This window comes from Streptomyces sp. NPDC107581 (assembly GCF_055657175.1).
The window spans coordinates 107,348-123,036 of sequence record NZ_JBVKBH010000013.1; the positions used below are offsets into that span (position 1 = coordinate 107,348).

General features: G+C 71.2%; 13 protein-coding genes. 11 read left to right on the plus strand and 2 right to left on the minus strand.

Going from position 1 to position 15,689, the window contains the following annotated elements:
• Positions 1-87 precede the first annotated feature (87 nt).
• A complete protein-coding gene (locus tag ACZ7P3_RS29720) occupies positions 88-750 on the minus strand; it encodes a bifunctional DNA primase/polymerase (protein ID WP_472086296.1) in 663 nt (220 codons plus the stop codon).
• A 491-nt stretch (positions 751-1,241) separates the two neighbouring features.
• Here ACZ7P3_RS29720 and nsdA point away from each other — a divergent pair, with 491 nt between their 5' ends.
• The 6 genes from nsdA (at position 1,242) to ftsH (ending at position 11,056) form a co-directional block, all read left to right on the plus strand.
• Positions 1,242-2,726 carry a transcriptional repressor NsdA gene (gene nsdA / locus ACZ7P3_RS29725; protein ID WP_472086298.1) on the plus strand — a complete coding sequence of 495 codons (1,485 nt, stop codon included), beginning with the start codon at positions 1,242-1,244 and terminating at the stop codon, positions 2,724-2,726.
• Positions 2,727-3,171: 445 nt separating this feature from the next.
• Complete coding sequence (locus ACZ7P3_RS29730) at positions 3,172-4,512, plus strand: ammonium transporter (protein ID WP_472086300.1); 1,341 nt, start codon at positions 3,172-3,174, stop codon at positions 4,510-4,512.
• Positions 4,509-4,847 (plus strand): P-II family nitrogen regulator, encoded by a 339-nt coding sequence (locus ACZ7P3_RS29735; protein WP_404058637.1) that lies wholly within the window; start codon positions 4,509-4,511, stop codon positions 4,845-4,847. The genes ACZ7P3_RS29730 and ACZ7P3_RS29735 overlap by 4 nt, the downstream gene beginning before the upstream one ends.
• 25 nt (positions 4,848-4,872) lie before the next feature.
• Positions 4,873-7,326 carry a [protein-PII] uridylyltransferase gene (locus tag ACZ7P3_RS29740; RefSeq protein WP_472086302.1) on the plus strand — a complete coding sequence of 818 codons (2,454 nt, stop codon included), beginning with the start codon at positions 4,873-4,875 and terminating at the stop codon, positions 7,324-7,326.
• An 83-nt stretch (positions 7,327-7,409) separates the two neighbouring features.
• Positions 7,410-8,957, plus strand: a complete 1,548-nt coding sequence (ffh, locus tag ACZ7P3_RS29745) for a signal recognition particle protein (RefSeq protein WP_472086303.1) — start codon at positions 7,410-7,412, stop codon at positions 8,955-8,957.
• Positions 8,958-9,121: 164 nt separating this feature from the next.
• The gene (ftsH, locus tag ACZ7P3_RS29750; protein WP_472086305.1) at positions 9,122-11,056 is read left to right on the plus strand and encodes an ATP-dependent zinc metalloprotease FtsH; all 1,935 of its coding nucleotides are present in this window, start codon (positions 9,122-9,124) and stop codon (positions 11,054-11,056) included.
• 227 nt (positions 11,057-11,283) lie between these two features.
• Here ftsH and ACZ7P3_RS29755 read toward each other — a convergent pair whose 3' ends face one another.
• Positions 11,284-12,123: a class I SAM-dependent methyltransferase gene (locus ACZ7P3_RS29755; protein ID WP_472086307.1), complete on the minus strand. Its 840-nt coding sequence runs from the start codon at positions 12,121-12,123 to the stop codon at positions 11,284-11,286.
• A gap of 499 nt (positions 12,124-12,622) precedes the next feature.
• On the opposite strand from ACZ7P3_RS29755, the gene ACZ7P3_RS29760 reads away from it, so the two are divergent.
• From ACZ7P3_RS29760 to trmD, 5 genes are all read left to right on the plus strand, one after another.
• The gene (locus ACZ7P3_RS29760; RefSeq protein WP_094220509.1) at positions 12,623-13,225 is read left to right on the plus strand and encodes a hypothetical protein; all 603 of its coding nucleotides are present in this window, start codon (positions 12,623-12,625) and stop codon (positions 13,223-13,225) included.
• Between the two features lie 311 nt (positions 13,226-13,536).
• Positions 13,537-13,956: a 30S ribosomal protein S16 gene (gene rpsP, locus ACZ7P3_RS29765; RefSeq protein WP_361234953.1), complete on the plus strand. Its 420-nt coding sequence runs from the start codon at positions 13,537-13,539 to the stop codon at positions 13,954-13,956.
• 5 nt (positions 13,957-13,961) lie between these two features.
• Positions 13,962-14,201, plus strand: a complete 240-nt coding sequence (locus tag ACZ7P3_RS29770; RefSeq protein WP_005479813.1) for an RNA-binding protein — start codon at positions 13,962-13,964, stop codon at positions 14,199-14,201.
• Between the two features lie 82 nt (positions 14,202-14,283).
• A complete protein-coding gene (rimM, locus tag ACZ7P3_RS29775; RefSeq protein ID WP_472086309.1) occupies positions 14,284-14,832 on the plus strand; it encodes a ribosome maturation factor RimM in 549 nt (182 codons plus the stop codon).
• Positions 14,832-15,665, plus strand: a complete 834-nt coding sequence (trmD, locus tag ACZ7P3_RS29780) for a tRNA (guanosine(37)-N1)-methyltransferase TrmD (RefSeq protein ID WP_472086311.1) — start codon at positions 14,832-14,834, stop codon at positions 15,663-15,665. Before rimM ends, trmD begins: the two co-directional genes overlap by 1 nt.
• Positions 15,666-15,689: the final 24 nt, after the last annotated feature.

The window sequence follows — 15,689 nt, forward strand, 5'->3', positions numbered from 1 at the left end:
GGGACCTTCACCCCGTTCGAGGAAGCGCCCGCCCCGAAGTGCAGTGGGGGACGGGCGCTTCGCCATGTACGGGGCCCTGCGGCGCGGTCATGCCCGGGCCCGCGACCGGTGTGCCACGTACGCCAGCGTGCCCAGCAGCAGCCGGGCCGCCGGAGGCCTCGTCGCCGAGTCCAGGGCCGGCGGGCGCAGCCAGCGCACCGGGCCCAGGCCGCCCCGGTCGGAGGGCGGGGCGGTGACGTAGCTGTCCGGGCCGAGACCGCGCAGATCCAGGGCGGACGGGTCGTCCCAGCCCATGCGGTAGAGCAGCTTCGGGAGTTCGGCGGCGGCGCCGGGGGCGACGAAGAAGTGGGCACGGCCGTCGGGGGTCGCGGTGACCGGGCCGAGCGGGAGCCCCATGCGCTCCAGGCGGACCAGGGCGCGGCGCCCGGCGGGCTCGGCGACCTCGATGACGTCGAACGCACGGCCGACGGGCAGCATCACGGAGGCGCCCGGGAACTCGGACCAGGCCTTGGTCACGTCGTCCAGCGTGGCTCCGGCCGGAACCTGGGGCGCGAAGTCGAGCGGGTGGGCGCCCGGCGCCGGGCACTCGGAGTGACCGCACGAGCAGGCGCCGGCCGCGGCCCGGGCCCCCGGGACCACCTCCCAGCCCCACAGTCCGGTGAACTCGGCGACCGCGGTGCACTCGGACGAGCGGCCGCGCCGACGCGTGCCGGAGCGGATCTCGCGAATGCCGCCGATCGTGAAGCCCATGCCCCCTCCAACGGGTCCAGCGCGCCGGTGGTTACGACACGGAGTGAGACGAAAGCGGAACGTGACGCTACGGCTCCGACTTCCCTCGCTGCCGTCAGGGCAAGGCAGCGCTTCGCAGCACCGCAGGTGGTGCACCGGGGGCTGTGCGCCCCTGAGTGCTTCACTCCGCCTACTCCTGGTCGTCCTATGTCAAGTGAATCGCGTGGGGGTGGCCGTGAGTTCATTCGAAGGGGTGGCGAATGGTGGCGTTTCTGGGATCGCCATGGCTGCACCAGTGATCGTAGGATTACTGTGAGTGTGCGAGGCCTGAAGGCACATGCACCCGTGGGTATGCCGGAGGCAAGTCGTCATCTCGTTCGAACGGTGAGAACCGGCAGACGAGAAGCCGTATTTACCGGCATTCTGTTAGGGCTTGGCGCGTGCTGGTCTCCCTTTCGGGGCGACCGACGATCGCAACGGCGACAAGTGATCTCAAGGATGGGGGCGTTCCAGTGGGCGGCGGCAACGGTAGCGTGACAAACGCTGACAAGGGCCCCAACGAGCTGCTCGGCTCGTGGTTCGTGCGCAGCGGGTGGTCCAAGGGCGAGCTGGCCCGCCAAGTGAACCGCAGGGCACGCCAGTTGGGCGCCAATCACATCTCCACGGACACCTCCCGCGTGCGGCGCTGGCTGGACGGGGAGAACCCGCGCGAGCCCATCCCGCGGATCCTCTCCGAGCTGTTCTCCGAGCGCTTCGGCTGTGTCGTCTCCATCGAGGACCTCGGCCTGCGCGCCGCCCGTCAGTCACCCTCCGCGTCCGGTGTCGACCTGCCCTGGACGGGCCCGCAGACGGTGGCCCTGCTCAGCGAGTTCTCGCGCAGCGACCTGATGCTGGCGCGGCGCGGCTTCCTCGGAACCTCGCTGGCCCTGTCGGCGGGCCCGTCCCTCATCGAGCCCATGCAGCGCTGGCTCGTGCCGGCCCCCTCCTCGCCGCTCGCGCCCGAGCCCCAGCCCGACCGGCTCCTGGAGTCCCGCAGGCCCGGCCGCCTGTCCAAGCCCGAGCTGGACCTGCTGGAGTCCACCACGCAGATGTTCCGCCAGTGGGACGCCCAGTGCGGCGGCGGTCTGCGCCGCAAGGCGGTCGTGGGCCAGCTGCACGAGGTCACCGACCTCCTCCAGGAACCCCAGCCCGAGGCCACCACCCGCCTGCTCTTCAAGGTCGCCGCCGAGCTGGCCGAACTCGCGGGCTGGATGTCGTACGACATCGGGCTCCAGGCCACCGCGCAGAAGTACTTCGTGCTCGCCCTGCACGCGGCCAAGGAGGCCGGTGACAAGCCGCTCGGCTCGTACATCCTCTCCAGCATGAGCCGCCAGATGATCCACCTCGGCCGACCCGACGACGCCCTGGAGCTGATCCACCTCGCGCAGTACGGCAGCCGCGACTGCGCGAGCCCGCGCACCCAGTCCATGCTGTATGCGATGGAGGCCCGCGCCTACGCCAACATGGGCCAGCCCGGCAAGTGCAAGCGGGCGGTCCGGATGGCCGAGGACACCTTCTCCGAGGCCGACGAGTGGGACGATCCGGACCCCGACTGGATCCGCTTCTTCTCCGAGGCCGAGCTGTACGGCGAGAACTCCCACTCCTTCCGCGACCTGGCCTACGTCGCCGGACGCAGCCCCGCCTACGCCTCCCTCGCCGAGCCGCTGATGCAGCGGGCGGTGGAGCTGTTCGCCAAGGACAGCGAGCACCAGCGGTCGTATGCGCTGAACCTGATCGGCATGGCCACCGTGCACCTGCTCCGGCGCGAGCCCGAGCGGAGCACGGAGTACGCCTCACAGGCCATGGAAATCGCCAAGAAGGTCCGCTCCGAGCGCGTGAACACCCGGATCCGGAAGACGGTCGACACGGCCGCGCGCGACTTCGGCGACCTCAGCTCCGTGGTCGACCTCACCGACCAGCTCGCCGTCGATCTGCCGGAGACCGCCGAGGCCGTCTGACCACCGCAGGACCCCCATGCTCCGGCCGCGGCCGGTCCTCCCGAACTGCCCGACTCGGCTCCCCCATGCCAGGTCATCGAGAGGCCCGCCGCGGCCGGTCCCTATCTTTTGCACCCCTCTTTTGCACCCCGCCCCGCCCCGCTCCCGGCAGCCCGGCTGCCCGCCGTCGCGGTGCCCGGCGCGTGGTCGCCGCGCCACGCGCGAGTGCGTGGTTGCCGTGCCGTGCGCGATGGTTGCGTCACGATAACGATCGGTGCGCCGGACATCCGGCAGTTCATGCACGCGTAACACGCCATGCGCCTTCGTCACCCCGGCGAAACAACGAGGGGCTCCGACCGAAACCGCGCTGCGTCAGTCTCATGGCGCATAACCGGCCCACCCCTCACTGACCGGACCGCACAGGCACCGCCCGCACGGGGCCGTACCAATCGACGAGGAGACGCCGATGGCACCAGCCATCATGCTTGCCGCGGAGGCACCCAAGCTGTCCTCCGCGAACACAGGCTTCATGCTCATCTGTTCCGCCCTGGTACTGCTCATGACCCCAGGCCTGGCCTTCTTCTACGGAGGCATGGTCCGCGTCAAGAGCACGCTCAACATGCTCATGATGAGCTTCATCAGCATGGGCATCGTCACCATCCTGTGGGTGCTCTACGGCTTCTCCCTCGCCTTCGGCACGAACAACAGCCTCATCGGCTGGAACTCCGACTGGTTCGGCCTGAGCAACATCGGGCTGACGGAGCTCTGGGACGGCTACTCCATCCCGATCTTCGTCTTCATGGTCTTCCAGATGATGTTCGCCATCATCACGCCGGCCCTGATAAGCGGCGCCCTCGCGGACCGCGTCAAGTTCTCGGCCTGGGCGCTCTTCATCGCCCTGTGGGTCACGATCGTCTACGTCCCCGTCGCCCACTGGGTCTGGGGCGCCGACGGCTGGGCCTACAAGCTCGGCGTGATCGACTTTGCGGGCGGTACGGCGGTCCACATCAACGCGGGTGCCGGGGCGCTCGGCGTCATCCTGGTCATCGGCAAGCGCGTCGGCTTCAAGCGGGATCCGATGCGCCCGCACAGCCTCCCGCTGGTCATGCTCGGCGCCGGTCTGCTCTGGTTCGGCTGGTTCGGCTTCAACGCCGGCTCCTGGCTGGGCAACGACGACGGCGTCGGCGCGCTGATGTTCGTCAACACACAGGTGGCGACCGCCGCCGCCATGCTGGCCTGGCTTGCCTACGAGAAGATCCGGCACGGTGCGTTCACCACGCTGGGCGCCGCCTCCGGTGCGGTCGCCGGCCTGGTCGCGATCACCCCGTCCGGCGGCGCGGTCTCCCCGCTCGGCGCGATCGCCGTCGGCGCCATCGCCGGTGTCGCCTGTGCCGCGGCCGTCGGCCTGAAGTTCAGGTTCGGCTACGACGACTCGCTCGACGTCGTCGGCGTCCACATGGTCGGCGGCATCATCGGCTCCCTGCTCATCGGCTTCTTCGCCACCGGCAAGGGCCAGTCCACCGCGACCGGCGTCTTCTACGGCGACCACAGCTTCAGCCAGCTGTGGAAGCAGTGCGCCGGTGTCGGCGCGGTCCTCGCGTACTCCCTGATCGCCTCCGCGATCCTCGCCTTCCTCCTCGACAGGACCATCGGGATGCGGGTCACCGAGGACGAGGAGATCTCCGGTATCGACCAGGCCGAGCACGCCGAGACCGCATACGACTTCAGCGGCGCGGGCGGCGGTGTCCTCGGCAGCGTCTCCGCTTCCGCTCCGGCCGGCACTCCGAGCAAGAAGGTGGACGCATGAAGCTCATCACCGCCGTCGTCAAGCCCCACCGGCTCGACGAGATCAAGGAGGCCCTCCAGGCCTTCGGCGTCCACGGACTGACGGTCACCGAGGCGAGCGGCTACGGTCGTCAGCGGGGCCACACCGAGGTCTACCGCGGGGCCGAGTACACCGTCGACCTGGTCCCCAAGATCCGCATCGAGGTGCTGGCCGAGGACGGCGACGCCGAGCAGCTCATCGAGGTCATCGTCAAGGCGGCCCGCACCGGCAAGATCGGTGACGGCAAGGTCTGGTCCCTGCCGGTCGAGACGGCCGTACGGGTCCGTACCGGTGAGCGCGGCCCGGACGCGCTCTGACACGCACAAGGACAGGAGTCGCTGGGTGACCGGTACGGATGTGCGGAACGAAGCGGATGACGCGGGACCCAGCGGCTATGCGGCGGCCCGGCTGCGCCTCCTCACCGAGGAGGCGCGGTCCGGGCCGCCGCGCCGTGCCGCCCTCGCCGGGCTGACCGACGACTGGCTCGCCGGTCTCTTCACGGCGGCGGCCGGGCACCCGGGCGGCGGCGTCTCGCTCGTCGCCGTCGGCGGCTACGGCCGCGGCGAGCTGTCCCCGCGCAGCGACCTCGACCTCCTGCTGCTGCACGACGGCGGCGATCCGAGCGCGGTCGCCGCCCTGGCGGACCGCCTCTGGTACCCGGTCTGGGACCTCGGCCTCGCCCTCGACCACTCCGTGCGGACCCCGGCGGAGGCCCGCAGGACGGCCGGAGAGGATCTGAAGGTCCAGCTCGGCCTCCTGGACGCCCGCCACCTCGCCGGCGACCTCGGTCTGACCGCCGGACTGCGTACGGCCGTGCTGGCCGACTGGCGCAACCAGGCGCCCAAGCGGCTGCCCGAACTCCAGGAACTCTGCGCCGACCGCGCCGAACGCCAGGGCGAGCTGCGCTACCTCCTGGAGCCCGACCTCAAGGAGGCCCGCGGCGGCCTCAGGGACGCCACCGCGCTGCGCGCCGTGGCCGCCTCCTGGGTGGCCGACGCCCCGCGCGAGGGCCTCGCGGACGCACGCCGGCGCCTGCTCGACGTCCGTGACGCCCTCCACCTGGCCACCGGCCGCGCCACCGACCGGCTCGCCCTCCAGGAACAGGACCAGGTGGCGGCAGAGCTGGGTCTGCTGGACGCCGACACCCTGCTGCGACAGGTGTACGAGGCCGCGCGGGTGATCTCGTACGCCAGTGACGTCACCTGGCGCGAAGTGGGGCGCGTGCTGCGATCGCGCGCCGTGCGGCCACGCCTGCGCGCCATGCTGGGCGGCGCCAAGCCGGTCGCCGAGCGTTCCCCGCTGGCCGAGGGCGTGGTGGAACAGGACGGCGAGGTGGTGCTGGCCCGCGCCGCGCGCCCCGAACGCGACCCCGTGCTCCCGCTGCGCGCCGCGGCCGCCGCCGCCCAGGCAGGCCTGCCGCTCTCCCTGCACGCCGTACGGCGCATGGCCACCACCGCGCGCCCCCTGCCCACGCCCTGGCCCGCCGAGGCCCGCGAGCAGCTGGTGACCCTGCTCGGCTCGGGCCGCCCCACCGTCGACGTCTGGGAGGCACTGGAGGCGGAAGGCCTGATCAGCAGCCTGCTGCCGGACTGGGAACGGGTCCGCTGCCGCCCTCAGCGCAACGCCGTCCACATCTGGACCGTCGACCGGCACCTGATCGAGACGGCGGTGCGCGCCTCCGAGCTGACCCGCCGCGTCAGCCGCCCCGACCTGCTCCTCGTCTCCGCACTGCTGCACGACATCGGCAAGGGCTGGCCCGGCGACCACTCCGTGGCCGGCGAGATCATCGCCAGGGACGTGGCCGCCCGGATCGGCTTCGACCGCACGGACGTGGCGGTGCTGGCCACCCTGGTCCGCCACCACCTGCTGCTCGTCGAGACGGCCACCCGCCGTGACCTGGAGGACCCGGCGACGGTCCGCTCGGTCGCCGAGGCCGTCGGCACGCAGAGCACGCTGGAACTGCTGCACGCCCTCACCGAGGCGGACGCACTGGCCACCGGCCCGGCCGCCTGGTCCTCCTGGCGCGGCTCCCTCGTCGCCGACCTGGTACGGCGCGTCGCGGCCGTCCTGGCCGGAGACACCCCCGACGAACCCGAGCCCGGCGCCCCCACGGCCGAGCAGGAGCGCCTCGCCATCGAGGCCTTCCGCACCGGCAGCCCGGTCCTCGCCCTGCGCGCGCAGACCGAGCCGGCGCCGGAGGAGAAGGCCGCCGGCGAGCCCGAGCCGCTCGGCGTCGAGCTGCTCATCGCCGTACCGGACCAGCCCGCCGTGCTGCCCGCGGTCGCCGGAGTCCTCGCCGTGCACCGCCTGACCGTGCGGACGGCGGAGCTGCGTGCCCTGAGCCTGCCCGACGACGTCGACGACGGCTCCGTGCTGCTGCTCGACTGGCGGGTCGCAGCCGAGTACGGCTCGCTGCCCCAGGCGGCCCGGCTGCGCGCCGATCTCGTCCGCGCCCTGGACGGCTCCCTGGACATCGCGGGCCGCCTCGCCGAGCGTGACGCGGCCTACCCCCGCCGCCGCGGCTGGGCCGCTCCGCCGCCCCGGGTGACCGTGGCCCCGGCGGCCTCCCACCACGCCACCGTGATCGAGGTCAGGACCCAGGACGCTCCGGGGCTGCTGCACCGGATCGGCATGGCCCTGGAGAAGGCGGGGGTGCGGGTCCGCAGCATGCACGTCAGCACGCTGGGCTCCAACGCCGTCGACGCCTTCTACGTCACCACCGGCACGGGCGCACCCCTGCCGGCACAGGACGCGGCATCGCTGGCCAGGGTGCTGGAGGAGACCCTGCGGGGATGACCCTGCCCCGGTGAGTTCACCGCCGGGATACCCTGGAGGGCGATTCCCAGAAGCCATCACCGACCCCGAGGACCGCGAGCGCCGTGTTCGACACTCTCTCCGATCGCCTGTCAGCGACTTTCAAGAACCTGCGCGGCAAGGGACGGCTCTCCGAGGCGGACATCGACGCCACCGCACGTGAGATCCGCATCGCGCTCCTCGAGGCGGACGTGGCACTGCCCGTCGTTCGCACGTTCATCAAGAACGTCAAGGAGCGCGCGCTCGGTGCCGAGGTCTCCAAGGCGCTGAACCCGGCCCAGCAGGTCCTGAAGATCGTCAACGACGAGCTGGTCACGATCCTCGGCGGCGAGACCCGGCGCCTGCGCTTCGCCAAGCAGCCCCCCACCGTGATCATGCTGGCGGGTCTGCAGGGTGCCGGTAAGACCACCCTCGCGGGCAAGCTCGGCCGGTGGCTCAAGGAGCAGGGCCACTCGCCGCTGCTGGTCGCCTGCGACCTCCAGCGCCCGAACGCAGTGAACCAGCTGAGCGTGGTCGCCGAGCGCGCCGGTATCGCCGTCTACGCCCCGGAGCCGGGCAACGGCGTCGGTGACCCGGTGAAGGTCGCCAAGGACTCCATCGACTTCGCGAAGTCCAAGGTCCACGACATCGTGATCGTGGACACCGCCGGCCGCCTGGGTATCGACCAGGAGATGATGCAGCAGGCCGCGGACATCCGTGACGCGGTCTCGCCGGACGAGATCCTCTTCGTCGTCGACGCGATGATCGGCCAGGACGCCGTCAACACCGCCGAGGCCTTCCGCGACGGCGTCGGCTTCGACGGCGTGGTGCTCTCCAAGCTCGACGGCGACGCCCGCGGTGGTGCGGCCCTCTCGATCCGGCAGATCACCGGCAAGCCGATCATGTTCGCGTCGAACGGCGAGAAGCTCGACGACTTCGACGCGTTCCACCCTGACCGGATGGCCTCCCGCATCCTCGACTTGGGTGACCTGCTCACCCTGATCGAGCAGGCGGAGAAGACGTTCAGCCAGGAAGAGGCCCAGAAGATGGCCTCGAAGCTGGCGTCCAAGAAGGGCCAGGACTTCACCCTGGACGACTTCCTGGCCCAGATGGAGCAGGTCAGGAAGATGGGCTCCATCTCCAAGCTGCTCGGCATGCTCCCGGGCATGGGCCAGATCAAGGACCAGATCCAGAACCTGGACGAGCGGGACGTCGACCGCACCGCCGCGATCATCAAGTCGATGACGCCGGTCGAGCGCCAGGACCCGACGATCATCAACGGCTCGCGCCGCGCCCGTATCGCCAAGGGCTCCGGTGTCGAGGTCAGCGCGGTGAAGAACCTGGTCGAGCGGTTCTTCGAGGCCCGCAAGATGATGTCCCGCATGGCCCAGGGCGGCGGCATGCCCGGCATGCCGGGGATCCCGGGCATGGGCGGCGGCCCCGGCCGGAGCAAGAAGCAGCCGAAGAAGGCCAAGGGCAAGCAGCGCTCGGGCAACCCGATGAAGCGCAAGCAGCAGGAGCTGGAGGAGGCTCAGCGCCGCGAGGCGGCCGCGCAGGGCGGTGCCTTCGGGCTGCCGCAGCAGGGCGGCCAGGACTTCGAGCTGCCCGACGAGTTCAAGAAGTTCATGGGCTGACGCGGTTCCTTCGCCGGCCCGGTTCTTGCGCCGGCCCGGTTCTCGGGCTGACGCCGTTCCCGGGCCGTCACCCGCCGAAGCCGTACGTCACTGAGGGCGCTCCTCTGCCAAGGGGGGCGCCCTCAGCGTGTGCCGTGTGCCGTCATGTGCCGTAACGTCCAGATATGAGCAATGCGGCGCCCCCACGCAAGGCCCCTGACCAGCCGTGGCGCGCCGAGGGCACCCCGGACGAGACGCCCCGGCGGACCGGCGGACGCTGGGGCGGCAAGTGGTGGGGTCTGCTCATCACCGCGGTGATCGTCTTCCTGCTCGCCTACGTCGGGCTGAACTACCTCGGCCAGGGCAACGAGCCGACGATCTCGTACACGGAGTTCAGCAAGCAGGTCGGCGACGGCAACGTCTCCAAGATCTACTCCAAGGGCGACGCGATCCAGGGCCAGCTCAAGAGCGCCCAGGCCAACCCCGAGGGCCATGGCACGTACACCAAGTTCAAGACGCAGCGTCCGGCCTTCGCGGACGACAAGCTGTGGCAGAACCTGAGCAGCCACGGGGTCACGGTGACCGCCCGGCCGGTCGTGCAGGAGCGCGGCTTCCTGTCCAACCTGCTGATCTCCCTCATCCCGATCGTGCTCCTGGTCGCCGTGTGGGTCTTCTTCGCACGGCGGATGGGTGCGGGCCTGGGCGGCGCGGGCGGCATGTTCGGCCGGAAGGCACCACCGAAACCGGTCGGACTCAGACCGGGCACCGGGCGCACGACGTTCGCGGACGTCGCCGGCATCGACGAGGTCAAGGGCGAGCTGGACGACGTCGTCGACTTCCTGGAGCACCCCGACGCCTACCGCGCGATGGGCGCGAAGCTCCCGCGCGGTGTGCTGCTCGCGGGGCCGCCCGGCACCGGCAAGACCCTGCTGGCACGGGCGGTGGCGGGAGAGGCCGGCGTGCCGTTCTTCTCCGCCTCGGCGTCCGAGTTCATCGAGATGATCGTCGGCGTCGGCGCCTCCCGCGTGCGTGAGCTGTTCGCCGAGGCGCGCAAGGTGGCACCGTCGATCATCTTCATCGACGAGATCGACACCATCGGACGGATGCGCGGCGGTGGCGCGTCGATGAGCGGCCACGACGAGCGCGAGCAGACGCTGAACCAGATCCTCACGGAGATGGACGGCTTCTCGGGCTCGGAAGGCGTGATCGTCATCGCCGCCACGAACCGCGCGGACATCCTGGACCCGGCGCTGACCCGGCCGGGCCGCTTCGACCGGGTGGTGAGCGTGTCCCCGCCGGACCGCGGCGGGCGCGAGGCGATCCTGCGCATCCACACCCGGGAGATCCCGCTCGCCTCCGGCGTCGACCTGACCCAGCTGGCCCGGGTGACCCCGGGCATGACAGGTGCGGATCTGGCCAATCTCGCCAACGAGGCCGCCCTCCTCGCGGTCAAGCGCAAGCAGTCCCAGGTCACCGGCGCGGACCTGTCCGAGGCGCTGGAGAAGGTCCAGCTGGGCGCCGAACGCACCCTGGTGATGCCCGAGGAGGACCGCCGCCGCACCGCGTTCCACGAGAGCGGCCACGCTCTCCTCGGCATGCTGCAGCCCGGCGCCGACCCGGTCCGCAAGATCACCATCGTGCCGCGCGGCCGGGCACTCGGCGTGACGATGTCCACGCCCGAGGTGGAGCGGTACGCGCACTCGGAGGAGTACCTGCGCGGCCGCATCATCGGCGCCCTGGGCGGCATGGCGGCGGAGGACGTCGTCTACGGGGTCGTCACCACGGGAGCGGAGAACGACCTCGAACAGGTCACCAACATCGCGCGCGGGATGGTGGCCCGCTGGGGCATGAGCGAACGCGTCGGCCGACTGTCCGCCCTCCCGAGCGACGCCCAGCAGGCCTACGGTCTCTCGGCCGCCCCGCACACCCTCGACGTGATCGACGAGGAGATGCGCAGGATCGTCGACGGCTGCTACGAGGAGGCCTGCCGCAAACTCCGCGAACACCGCGGCCGGCTGGACGCACTGGCCCAGGCGCTCCTGGAGAGCGAGACGCTGGAGGAGGCCGACGCCTACCGGATCGCGGGCATCACGCGCCTCGCCAAGGACGCCGAGGCGTAGCCGGCGCCGTCACAGGGGCGCGGGGCCGTACCCATGTGCGCCCCGCCGCACGGGCCCCACCGGCCACCCGCGGAGAAGCGCCCACCGATGGGCATCCGCTGAAGGAGCGCCTACCGATGGGCATCCGCTGAAGGAGCGCCTACCGATGGGCATCCGCTGAAGGAGCGCCTACCGAAGGGGCTCCCACGAAAGAGTGCCCACCGAAGGAGCCTCGCTCCCTCGGAGCGTCAGCGCACGCGCGCGATCAGGTAACGGAACACGTTCGGCATCCAGACGGTCCCGTCCGGGCGGCGGTGCGGGTGCAGCGCCTCCGTCAGCTCCTTGTCCACCTGCTTGGGGTCCGTCGCCGCGACGGCCGCGTCGAACAGGCCCGTCGACAGCAGACCGCGTACGGCACTGTCGAGGTCGGCGTACCCGAACGGACAGGCCACCCGCCCCGAGCCGTCCGGCTTCAGCCCGGCCCGCTGGGCGACCTCCTCCAGGTCGTCGCGGCGGGCGGGCCGCCAGCTCCCGGCGCTGCGCAGGGGATCGGCCAGTTTGGTCGCCACCCGCAGGACCGAGGAGGTGGCACAGCGCTCCGGCGGGCCCCAGCCGGCCAGCACCACGGCCGCGCCGCGCCCGGCCAGCGGCAGCGCGCTGGCCAGCTCCCCGGCCAGGCAGCCGATCGGCTCGAAGACGGTCACCACGGTGTACGCCGGCGTCTGCGCGCCGGCCGCGTCCGCGGGCGAGCCGTCGACGAGCCGCGCGGCCGCACGCGCGCGCGTGGCGCGCACCGGATCCGGCAGCAGGCGCTGGCGGGCGAGGGCGAGCCGCTCGGGGGAGGCATCGACACCGGTGACCGCGGCCCCTCTGGAAGCCGCCATCAGCAGGGCGAGCCCGGAACCGCAGTGCAGGCCCAGCAGCCGGGTGGCCGGGCCCACTTCAAGTCGCTCGTAGACGGCCTCGTAGAGCGGGACCAGCATCCGCTCCTGGATCTCGGACCAGTCACGCGCGCGTGCGTACTGGTTCACGCGGAACGGTACGGAACCCGCGTGAGACAGGTGTTCCCGCACGAGCGTAGGTGTCATAGGTAAGCGCCCCAATCCGCCGACAGTTCGCCGCAGTGCCCGATTGCGTGGCCCCCGTGCCGTGCGCTCGCACCATCCACGTATGTCAGGTAACTCCCGGCTCGCGGTGCCGTCCAGGGGTCGTGGGGCCCGGCTTGGGGCCGGCACGCCACTGTGGCGAGATTTCACATCCACGCAACCTCGGGGACCTCCCGGTGCCGGGGCAGGCACCGGCACCCGGTAACGTCGCCGGCGTCCCGGGCGCTGAGTGAGACAGGGCCCGATCCACGAGAGCGGCCGAAAGGCCCCTTGTGCCTTCCGCCGACCGCAGCCGCACCGGGTCTACGTGCTGGGCCGTACGTCGGACTACGCACCGGCTTGGTATGAGCTGTGAGGCTTCTCCGCAGATCAGCGCACCCGCCCTCGTCAGGACGCATCAGTGGCAACTGACGGGTACGTGCAAATTATTTGGGATGCCCCGGAATAGGAACACAGCGGCACCCCCGCTCGTTGTCATTACGTGAGCACGACACAGACACCACCTGTTCTCGCCGCAGAGCTGGCACAGGCGTGGGCCGACATTCAGCGGTACCACCCCGAGCTGCCGGACCTTGCCGCGCCAGAGTCCCTGATCGGAGAGTCGTCGTCCGCGTGCGGTCACGAACTCTCCTTCGAACGGCTGCTCCATGAGGCAGTCCACGGCATCGCCGCCGCCCGCGGCGTACGCGACACCTCCCGAGCCGGCCGCTACCACAACCGCAGATTCCTCGCGATCGCCGAGGAGCTGGGTCTGGATCACCCCGAGGAACCGCACCCCAGCAGCGGGTTCTCCCTGGTCACTCTCAACCCCGAGGCCAAGCGGCGCTACCGCCCGACGATCGAGCGGCTCCAGCGCGCCCTGAAGGCCCACACGGTGGCCACCTCCGCCGACACCTCCCGCACCTTCCGCGGCCCGGCCGCCCGGCACGGCTCCTCCGGCGGCGGCGTCCGCGTGAAGGCGGTCTGCGACTGCGGCCGCAACGTCCGGGTGGTCCCGTCGGTCCTGGCCCAGGCTCCCATCGTGTGCGGCGGCTGCGGCAAGCCGTTCCGCATCCCGGAGGTCGTGGGAGCGGCGGCGAGCTAGGGGTACGGCTGCTCGTGGCAGCCGTACCCGGCTCCCCCCGGCCGGGCCAGGCGCACCCGACGTCCCTCACCTCCACGCCGGGTGCCCCAACGGCATGCCCACGCCCATCCGCGCCCCTCCACGCACACCCGCCTCTCGGGCCTCGGCCGGAAGCGGTCCGCAGGGTATGGCACAATGGCTAGCTGTACTCGACAGTCGCATAGGACCCCTCTCTCCTCCGGCTGACGCGTCCATCGGGCACTCGGGTACCGCAACCCCACGCGGCTCTCTCGCCGTGCCCACCCACGTCAAATCCAGGAGAACCCACTCCCGTGGCAGTCAAGATCAAGCTGAAGCGTCTGGGCAAGATCCGTTCGCCTCACTACCGCATCGTCGTCGCCGACTCCCGTACCCGCCGTGACGGCCGGGCCATCGAGGAGATCGGCAAGTACCACCCGACCTACAACCCGTCGGTCATGGAGGTGGACGCCGAGCGCGTGGCGTACTGGCTGGGTGTCGGCGCGCAGCCGACCGAGCCCGTCCTCGCCATCCTGAAGAAGACCGGCGACTGGCAGAAGTTCAAGGGCGAGCCCGCCCCGGCGCCGCTGCTCGTCGCCGAGCCCAAGGCCACGCGTCCGTCGTTCGAGGCTCTCGGCGGTGACGACGAGGGCAAGGGTGAGGCGATCACCCAGAAGAAGAAGGCTGAGAAGAAGGACGAGGCTGCGGCTGAGTCCGAGTCGACCGAGGCCTGAGCAGCATGCTCGAAGAGGCGCTTGAGCACCTCGTGAAGGGCATCGTCGACAACCCTGACGATGTGCAGGTCGCCTCGCGCGACCTGCGCCGCGGGCGCGTGCTGGAGGTCCGGGTCCACCCCGACGACCTCGGCAAGGTGATCGGCCGCAACGGCCGTACCGCGCGCGCTCTGCGCACCGTCGTGGGCGCCATCGGCGGTCGCGGTGTCCGCGTCGACCTCGTCGACGTGGACCACGTCCGCTGACGCTTCATCGCAACCGGCTCGGGCCGGGGAGGGCCACTGGGCCGTCCCCGGCCCGCAGTCGTACGACAGGAGATCTGTACACGTGCAGCTGGTAGTCGGACGGATCGGCCGCGCCCATGGCATCAAGGGCGAGGTCACCGTCGAGGTACGTACCGACGAGCCCGAGCTCAGGCTCGCCCCGGGCGCCGTTCTGGCCACCGACCCGGCCGGCACCGGGCCGCTCACCATCGCCACCGGCCGCGTCCACAGCGGCCGCCTGCTCCTGCGCTTCGAGGGCGTCGGCGACCGCACCGGCGCCGAGGCCCTGCGCAACACCCTGCTGATCGCCGAGATCGACCCCGAGGAACTTCCCGAGGGCGAGGACGAGTACTACGACCATCAGCTCATGGACCTCGACGTGGTCACCGAGGACGGCACGGAGGTCGGCCGGATCACGGAGGTCTCGCACCTGCCCTCCCAGGACCTCTTCATCGTGGAGCGCCCGGACGGCAGCGAGGTGCTGATCCCCTTCGTCCAGGAGATCGTCACCGAGATCGACCTGGAGGAGCAGAGGGCGGTCATCGCGCCTCCGCCGGGCCTGATCGACGACCGCGCCGAGATCGCGTCCTCCCGGGACGAGGACGAGTCCTGATGCGCCTCGACGTCGTCACGATCTTCCCCGAGTACCTCGACCCCCTGAACGTCTCCCTCGTCGGCAAGGCACGCGCGCGTGGACAGCTCGACGTCCACGTGCACGATCTGCGGGCCTGGACCTACGACCGCCACAACACGGTCGACGACACGCCCTACGGCGGCGGCCCCGGCATGGTCATGAAGACCGACCCCTGGGGCGACGCCCTCGACTCGGCCCTCGCCGACGGCTACGAGACCGGCGCTCGGGCACCCGCGCTGATCGTCCCCACCCCGAGCGGCCGCCCGTTCACCCAGGAACTGGCCGTCGAACTCTCCGAACGCCCCTGGCTGATCTTCACACCGGCCCGCTACGAGGGCATCGACCGGCGCGTCATGGACGAGTACGCCACCCGGATGCCGGTCTACGAGGTGTCCATCGGCGACTACGTCCTCGCCGGCGGCGAGGCGGCCGTACTGGTGATCACGGAGGCCGTCGCGCGCCTGCTGCCCGGCGTCCTCGGCAACGCCGAGTCCCACCGGGACGACTCCTTCGCGCCCGGCGCGATGGCCAACCTCCTGGAAGGCCCCGTCTACACCAAGCCGCCCCTGTGGCGCGGCCGGGACATCCCGGAGGTGCTGCTCAGCGGCCACCACGGCAGGATCGCCCGCTGGCGACGCGACGAGGCCCTGAGGCGTACGACGGCCCACCGGCCCGACCTGATCGAGCGCTGCGACCCCAAGGCCTTCGACAAGAAGGACCGGGAGATGCTGTCCATCCTGGGCTGGTCCCCGGACCCGGCGGGCGAGCCGTACGGCCGATTTTGGCGCAGGACCGAGGCCGTGGAAGAATAGGCGGCTGTTGTGCGCTCGTCCGGC

What these genes read in the sequence shown, in the direction of transcription:
- ACZ7P3_RS29720 (WP_472086296.1), bottom strand. Translation starts at nt 750, where the DNA reads ATGGGCTTCACGATCGGCGGCATTCGCGAGATCCGCTCCGGCACGCGT.
- ACZ7P3_RS29730 (WP_472086300.1), top strand. Translation starts at nt 3,172, where the DNA reads ATGGCACCAGCCATCATGCTTGCCGCGGAGGCACCCAAGCTGTCCTCC.
- ACZ7P3_RS29735 (WP_404058637.1), top strand. Translation starts at nt 4,509, where the DNA reads ATGAAGCTCATCACCGCCGTCGTCAAGCCCCACCGGCTCGACGAGATC.
- ftsH (WP_472086305.1), top strand. Translation starts at nt 9,122, where the DNA reads ATGAGCAATGCGGCGCCCCCACGCAAGGCCCCTGACCAGCCGTGGCGC.
- ACZ7P3_RS29755 (WP_472086307.1), bottom strand. Translation starts at nt 12,123, where the DNA reads ATGACACCTACGCTCGTGCGGGAACACCTGTCTCACGCGGGTTCCGTA.
- ACZ7P3_RS29770 (WP_005479813.1), top strand. Translation starts at nt 13,962, where the DNA reads ATGCTCGAAGAGGCGCTTGAGCACCTCGTGAAGGGCATCGTCGACAAC.
- trmD (WP_472086311.1), top strand. Translation starts at nt 14,832, where the DNA reads ATGCGCCTCGACGTCGTCACGATCTTCCCCGAGTACCTCGACCCCCTG.